This window comes from Leifsonia aquatica H1aii (assembly GCF_000633535.1).
Lineage (GTDB): Bacteria > Actinomycetota > Actinomycetes > Actinomycetales > Microbacteriaceae > Leifsonia > Leifsonia aquatica_A.
Map to the genome: position 1 here is coordinate 25,806 of NZ_AYMR01000041.1, position 7,021 is coordinate 32,826.

Below are 7,021 nucleotides of genomic sequence, written 5' to 3' on the forward strand. Positions count from 1 at the left end.
CGCCGTGGACGTGACCTCGTGGCTTCTGGAAGGCGACCCCGCGATCCGGTGGCAGACCCGGCGTGACCTGCTGGGCGAGCCGCCGTCCTCGTGGGCGGAGGACCGTGCATCCGTCGAGCGCGTGGGGTGGGGTGCGGCGATCCTGGACGCGCAGGACCAGTCCGGCACGTGGGGCGGCGCCGTCTGGAAGCCGGAGGATTGGGACGCCACCGACGACACGATGCTGCTGCTCGCGACCCTCGGCGCCACTCCCGACGGCCCCCGGATGGCGGAGGCGCTTCGACGCGTGCGCACGGGCGTCGACTGGGGTGAGGAGTGGGGCCGCAGCCCGTTCTTCGAGGGCGAGGTCGAGCCGTGCATCAACGGCCGCGTGCTCGTCGCCGGGGCCGCGTTCGGCTCCGCGAGCGAGCGTATCGTCGGCCTGCTGCTCGCCGACCAGAAGGACGACGGCGGCTGGAACTGCTACTCGGAGGATCACACCGATCCCGGCTCGTTCCATTCCACGATCTGCGCGCTGGAGGGGCTGGTCGCGTACCGCGACGCCGACGGGCGAACCGACGTCTCCGCGGCCATCGCCCGCGGACACACCTACCTCCTCGAACGCGGCCTCCTGCGGCGAAAGAGCGACGGCACGCTGATCGACCAGGACTGGCTCACGTTCCGGTTCCCGACGTATTGGCGCTACGACGTGCTGCGCGGCCTGGATCACCTCCGCGCCGCGGGACTTCCCGCGGACGACCGCGTCGGCGAGGCCGTCGAGCTCGTCGCGGCACACCGCGCGGACGACGGCCGCTGGCTGCTCGAAGCCGCCATCCCGGGCCGCACGGTCGTCACGATGGAACGCGTCGGCGAGCCGAGCCGGTGGCAGACCCTGCGTGCACTGCGGGTGCTGAGATGGGCGGGGCGGTCGGTCGACTGATCGCGTCTCCGGGGCGCGTCAGTCGCGCTGCCACCCGCGGCGCAGGTGGGCGAAGATCGTCGCAAGCGCCGCAGCGGGGTCGCCGTCGCGCGCGGCCACGTCGGGAGCCTCGAGTGCGAACCGTGCCAGCGCGCGCAGGCGGGCGCCGTCGACTTCGCGCCGCTCGTCCACCAGCGCCGCGACGAGGGCGTCCTCGCAGTCCGTCCACTTCGCGCTCACGTAGGCCCGCAACTGCGGTGTCGTGAAGATCAGCTCCAGCAGCCGTGCCGAGTCCTGGTCGCCGCCGGCGAACGGGAGGCGGGTGCCCATGAACGCCTCGACGGCGTCCAGCACGTCCGTTCCTGGCCCGCGCTCCGCGATCGATCGGGTGAGCGCCTCCACGCGGTCCTCGTCCTGGCCGAACACGAGCGCGACCTTCCCCTCCGGGTAGTAGGTGAAGAGCGTCGTCAGGGCGACATCCGCCGCCTCGGCGATCTCGGCGACGGAGACGTCGTCGAAGCCGCGCGCCAGGAAGAGTCGCAGCGCCTGCTCGTGGAGCACACGTCTGGTGCGTTCCCGCTTGCGCTCGCGGAGTCCGGTTTCCGTCGTCATCGCATCAGCGTACGACAGAATCCGCACCGACTCCATTTTCATATCGATACCGTTTCTGTAGTCACTACAGATTTCTGTGCTACCGTCGACCGCACCGACATCGAAGGAGAACGACATGACTGCAACAGCGATCGTCAACGCGCGGGTGTTCGACGGACAGGACGCGCTCGGAACCACCACCGTCGTGCTCGACGGCGGCGTCATCCGCTCCGTGGGCGCGGAGCCGCCCGCCGGCGCCCGGCTGATCGACGCGACCGGGGCCACGCTGCTCCCCGGACTGATCGACTCCCACGTGCACACCTCGGTCGAGGCCCTCGAGCTGGCCCTCACCTTCGGGGTGACGACCGAGCTCGAGATGCAGGGGATGTTCACGCGCGCCAACCGCACTCACGTCAGCGGGAACGATCGGCTGGCCGACGTCCGCTCCGCCGGATTCGGCATCACCCCGCCCGGCGGCCACCCGAGCGAGCTGATGGGCGGCGGAGGCGACGAGGAGCCGTGGGAGGACGGCGACGACGACAGCGGCGCGTGGCCCGAGCTGGTGATGCCCTTCGCGAGCACCCCCGAGGAGGCCGTGGCCTTCATCCCGCAGTTGGAGGCCACCGGCTCGGACTACATCAAGTTCATGATCGACGACGGCACCGTCGAGGGAGCGCCCGGCCTGCCGATGCTCGACGACGCCACCGTCGCGGCGGGGGTGGGCGAAGCCCGTCGACGCGGGCTGCTCACTGTCGCCCACGCCCTCACCGTGGCGGCGACGCGATCGGCGATCGGCGCCGGCATCGACGGCCTCGCTCACCTGTTCATGGATGCGCCGCACACGACGGCGCTGGTCGACGCGATCGCGGGGAGCGGCGCGTTCGTCGTCCCGTGCGTGGTGCTCAACGCCTCCATGATGGGCATCCCCGCGACCGGCCTCGCGGACGATCCCCGCGTCGCCTCCCGGCTCGACGAAGCGTGGACGTCGACCCTCCGCAGCAGCTACGACCGCTACCCGCAGGGCAGCCTGGACGACGTCCTGGCATCGGTGCGCGCCCTCCACGACGCCGGGGTCGACCTCCTGGTCGGCACGGACGCCTCGTTCCCGCTGCCTGCGCTGGGAGGCGTCGCGCACGGCGCCAGCGTTCACCACGAGCTGCAGCTCTTCGTCCGCGCGGGTCTCACCCCGGTCGACGCGCTGCGTTCGGCCACCTCCGTCCCGGCCCGCCGGTTCGGCCTCGCCGACCGTGGACGCATCCGCGACGGTCTCCGCGCCGACCTGCTCCTCGTGGACGGCGACCCGACCGAACGGATCTCCGACACGCTCAACGTGCGTCAGGTCTGGCGTCGGGGAGCGCCGCTGCTGTCACACTGAGGCCGACGGCCGGCACCCGCTCCTAGTCCGCCCGCCCGTCGGCCTCCAGACCCTGGAACCACGGCGTCCGCGCCGCGACCGCGCGCGCGGCCGGGGGCAGGCCGCGCACCCGCAGCCGCACTCCGCGCCCGGCGAGCTCCCTGTCGAGGTCGCGGAACGCCAGGATCACCGTGATCGAGATGTCCTGCAGCGTCGAACAGTCGAGGGTCAGCTCGTGGAGTGCGGCCACCTGCGCGGACGCGTCCGCGGCGTCGAGCACCGCCTGCTCCGTCGCGAGCACGTTGGCCGTGTACAGCGGTCCGAGCAACGTCACGGCCATGCGGCCGTCGGTCGCCGCCTCGGCGTGGATGCGCGGCTTGTTCATCGCGGAGAGCACCAGGACGAGCGTGAAGAGCACGCCCACGGCGACCGCGGCCAGCAGCCCGGCCGTCAGCCCGATGATCGTGGTGACGAGGGCGACGGCGAAGTCGCGTCTGCTGATCCGCCACAGCAGGCGCAGGTCCTTCACGTCGATCAACCCGAAGACCGCGACGAAGACGAGTGCCGCGAGCGTCGCCTGCGGCAGCAGGCTGATCACCGGCCCCAGGAACAGCCCGATCAGCAGCGCGAGCACGACGGTGACGATGGCCGCCAGCTGCGACCGCGCCCCGGCCGCCTTGTTGACGGCGCTCTGCGAGAAGCCGCCTGCGGCCGGCAGGGTCTGGAACCAGCCGGCGACGAGATTGGCCACGCCGACCGCAAGCAGTTCGCGGTTGCTGTCGATCCGCGGGTCGTCGAGATCGCGGATGCCGCGCGCAACGGCCGCCGTCTCGAGGAACGCCATGACCGCGATGGCGAGCGCGCCGGGGATCAGCTGGAAGACATGGTCGAACGACGGCAGCACGGGCAGGGGGAACGCCTGCCCGACGGGCGCGATCAGCTCGACCCCGGCCTCCCGGGCTCCGCCGAACGCGACGAGCAGGATCCCGGCCGCCACCACGAGCAGCGGCCCCGGCGCGCGCGGCAGGAAGCGTTTGAAGAGGAACAGCGCGGCGATCGAGCAGATCGAGAGCAGCGCGGTCCACGGGTTCGCCTGCGGCACGGCGGCGATCACGGCGTTGATCGACCGGATGAACCCCTCGCCGGTGGGCGCCGCGGTCTCCCCGAGCAGCTTCGGCAGCTGGCCGACCGCCACGGTCGCGCCGACGCCCACCTGGATGCCCAGGAGCGTCGGGCGGTTGATGATCTCGACCAGTGAGCCGAGGCGCAGCAGCCGCGCCGCGAACAGGATCGCCCCGACGAGCAGGGTGAGGGTGACGAGGTCGCGCGGGATCTGGTCGGACTCCGCGACGACCCCCACCGACACCATGGTGGTGGCGGTGAGGGTCGCGATGGTGGAGGTGGTGGAGACGCTCATCGCCCGCGAGCCGCCGAGCAGCGCGTAGACCAGCATCGGCACGACCGCCGTGTACAGGCCGACCTCGACCGGGAGGTTCGCGATGGTCGCGTACGCCATCGCCTGCGGAACGACGACCGCGCCCGCCGACACCCCGGCGACGATGTCGCGGCCGAGCCATCCGCGCTGGTATCCCGCCAGCGTCGGCAGCAGCCACGACCGCCGGACGGTCGGGGGCGCGGTCGTCATCGGCGTCAGTCGCGGGCCATGGCGGCCGCGAAGTGGGCCTCGACGTCGACGTACGCGTCGTCGGCGATGTCGAAGACGACCTTGACGATCTCCCCTCCGGAGTACTCGAAGTGCGACCCTTCGTACAGTTTCGACACGGCATCGCCCGAGTCGTAGCCGATGCAGAGCCCCTCCCCGCAGAGCGAGAAGTGGCCGAGGATGGTGCGGATCTCCTGTTCCGCGACCTTCTCGTCGTCGATGTAGAGGGCGAGCGGGCCGATGCTCTCGCGGTACTCGCCCATCCGCTCCTTGGTGAAGGAGACGCCGAAGATGTGCGTGCCGGGGCCGGGGACGGGCGCCTGGATGACGTTCTCCGGCGGGATGCCGAGGAAGTTGTACACGTACGTCAGCTGCCCGTCCTTGACGAACAGGGAATGTCCGCCGAACCGCGAGCCGTGGGCGAAGATCACTCCCTGGGTGTCCGCCGTGGTCTCGACCTCGGCGAGCACCTTGTACGAGACGCCGTGCGTGTTCGCCGCCGACCGTTCGGGGATCTCGCTCGTGCCGGGATAGTAGGTGTACTGGCCGCTCGGCGGCACTGGCACCGTGAACTCCATGTTGACGAACGTCTCGAAGTCCTTCGGATTGCCGATGATCTGCAGGTCGTTCAGCGGCAGGACGAAGTTGCGCTTCGCCTCCTCGAGCCACAACGCCTTCAGCTCCTCCACCTTCTCCGGGTGCTCGCCGGCGAGATCGTGCGCCTCCGACCGGTCGACATCGGTATGGAAGAGCTGCCAGGTGTCGTTCGGGAAATCGCTCCTGCCGCTCACCGGTCCGTGCTCCGTCACCGCCTTCCAGCCGTCATGCCAGATGCCGCGGTTGCCGAACATCTCGAAGTACTGGGTCTCCTTCTGCGTCGGCCCGTCGACCGGGGCGTCGAAGCTGTATGCCATCGAGATGCCGTCGAGCGGGCGTTGCTCCACACCGGCGTAGGTGTCGGGCAGTTGGACGCCGCACACGTCGAGGATCGTCGCAACGATGTCCGTGGAGTGGTGGTACTGGTTGCGCACCTCGCCAGTTGCACGGATGCCCGCCGGCCAGTGGATCACCAGCGGGTCGCAGACGCCGCCCTGGTAGACGTAGCGCTTGAACATCCGGTACGGGGTGGAGAACGCAGCGGCCCACCCGGTCGGATAGTGGTTGTAGGTGTCGGGCGAGCCGAGCCGGTCGACCATCGTCAGGTTCTCCTGCAGGTCGTCCGGGTAGCCGCCGAAGATCTTGCCTTCGTTGACCGAGCCGTTGGGGCTGCCCTCGCCGGAGGCGCCGTTGTCGGCGCAGTAGATGATGAGCGTGTTCTCGAGCTGCCCGGACTCCTCCAGGTAGTCGACGATCCGCCCGACCTGCGCGTCGGTGTACTCGGAGAAACCGGCGTAGACCTCGGCCAGGCGGCAGAACAGCGCACGCTCCTCGGCCGAGAGCTCGGCCCACGGGCGCACCTCGTCGGTCTGCGAGAAGGTCCCCGGGGGCATCGGGTTGATCTCGGTCAGCTCGGTGCCCTCGGGCAGGAGGCCACGCTCGATCATGCGCGGCAGGACCCATTCGCGGTAGGCCTCGTATCCGTCGTCGAAGACGCCCTTGTACTTGTCGATGTACTCCTGGGGCGCGTGGTGCGGGGCATGGTTCGCTCCCGGGCAGAACCACATGTACCAGGGCTTGTCCGGCTCGGTCTGCTTGACGTCGCGGAGCATCTTCAGAGCCTGGTCCGCCAGGTCCTTCGACAGGTGGTAACCGTCCTCCGGCAGGTACGGCTGGTCGATGTAGTGGTTGTCCTCCGCGAGCGACGGATACCAGTTGTTCGTCTCGCCGCCGATGAAGCCGTAGAAGCGGTCGAAGCCCTGGGCGAGCGGCCAGTTCTTCTTGCTGGCGCCGGCCGTCCACTCGTCGATCGGGACGTTGTGGTTCTTGCCCACCCAGAAGGTCGCCCAGCCGGCGTCGCGCAGCAGGTTCGCCATCGTGGCGTTCGTCGGCGGGATGTGGGAGTTGTACCCGGGGAACCCGGTGGAGGACTCCGAGATGGTCGCGAACCCGTTGGCGTGGTGGTTGCGGCCGGTGAGCAGCGTCGAGCGGGTGGGCGAGCAGAGCGCCGTGGTGTGCCACTGGGTGTAGGTCAGCCCCTGCGCCGCCAGCCGGTCCATCGTCGGCATGTTGATGCGCCCGCCGTACGGCGACCAGGCCGCCTGCCCGGTGTCGTCGTAGAGGACCAGCAGTACGTTGGGCGACCCGTCGGGCGCCTTCGGCGGGAGGAACGCATCCCAATCCGAGACGGAGTCCCTCACGTCGAGCTCGATCTTGCCGGAGAATTCCTTGGCCACTGGGTCCATCCCCTCGATGTGCGTGGCAGTGCTCGTCAGGCGGAGCGCGGCGTCGCGCTCTTCGGCGCGCGCGCCGACCGAGAATCCATCCGCAGGCTATGCCGGGCGCGGGGCGAGCGTCTAGACGCGGCATCGGCCTACCCCGTGGATACGCCGGCGGGCGGGCACCACGGTGTTCCGTG

Annotated in this window: 5 protein-coding genes; 2 read left to right on the forward strand and 3 right to left on the reverse strand. The window is 70.2% G+C overall.

Translation table 11 applies throughout. The features are described from left to right. The first annotated feature begins 4 nt into the window (after positions 1–4). Positions 5–919 carry a hypothetical protein gene (locus U870_RS0121120; protein ID WP_025159339.1) on the forward strand — a complete coding sequence of 305 codons (915 nt, stop codon included), beginning with the start codon at positions 5–7 and terminating at the stop codon, positions 917–919. Between the two features lie 18 nt (positions 920–937). On the opposite strand, the gene U870_RS0121125 is transcribed toward U870_RS0121120, so the two are convergent. Then, positions 938–1,510, reverse strand: coding sequence for a TetR/AcrR family transcriptional regulator (locus U870_RS0121125; RefSeq protein ID WP_025159340.1), 573 nt, complete (start codon positions 1,508–1,510; stop codon positions 938–940). Positions 1,511–1,625: 115 nt separating this feature from the next. On the opposite strand from U870_RS0121125, the gene U870_RS0121130 reads away from it, so the two are divergent. After that, positions 1,626–2,864 carry an amidohydrolase family protein gene (locus U870_RS0121130; protein WP_025159341.1) on the forward strand — a complete coding sequence of 413 codons (1,239 nt, stop codon included), beginning with the start codon at positions 1,626–1,628 and terminating at the stop codon, positions 2,862–2,864. A 22-nt stretch (positions 2,865–2,886) separates the two neighbouring features. Here U870_RS0121130 and U870_RS0121135 read toward each other — a convergent pair whose 3' ends face one another. Continuing rightward, complete coding sequence (locus U870_RS0121135) at positions 2,887–4,488, reverse strand: SulP family inorganic anion transporter (protein WP_052357883.1); 1,602 nt, start codon at positions 4,486–4,488, stop codon at positions 2,887–2,889. Positions 4,489–4,493: 5 nt separating this feature from the next. After that, positions 4,494–6,848: an arylsulfatase gene (locus U870_RS0121140; RefSeq protein WP_205288809.1), complete on the reverse strand. Its 2,355-nt coding sequence runs from the start codon at positions 6,846–6,848 to the stop codon at positions 4,494–4,496. Positions 6,849–7,021: the final 173 nt, after the last annotated feature.

Coding starts and splice junctions, on each gene's coding strand:
- U870_RS0121135 (WP_052357883.1), bottom strand. CDS start 4,488: ATGACGACCGCGCCCCCGACCGTCCGGCGGTCGTGGCTGCTGCCGACG.
- U870_RS0121125 (WP_025159340.1), bottom strand. CDS start 1,510: ATGACGACGGAAACCGGACTCCGCGAGCGCAAGCGGGAACGCACCAGA.
- U870_RS0121140 (WP_205288809.1), bottom strand. CDS start 6,848: ATGGACCCAGTGGCCAAGGAATTCTCCGGCAAGATCGAGCTCGACGTG.
- U870_RS0121130 (WP_025159341.1), top strand. CDS start 1,626: ATGACTGCAACAGCGATCGTCAACGCGCGGGTGTTCGACGGACAGGAC.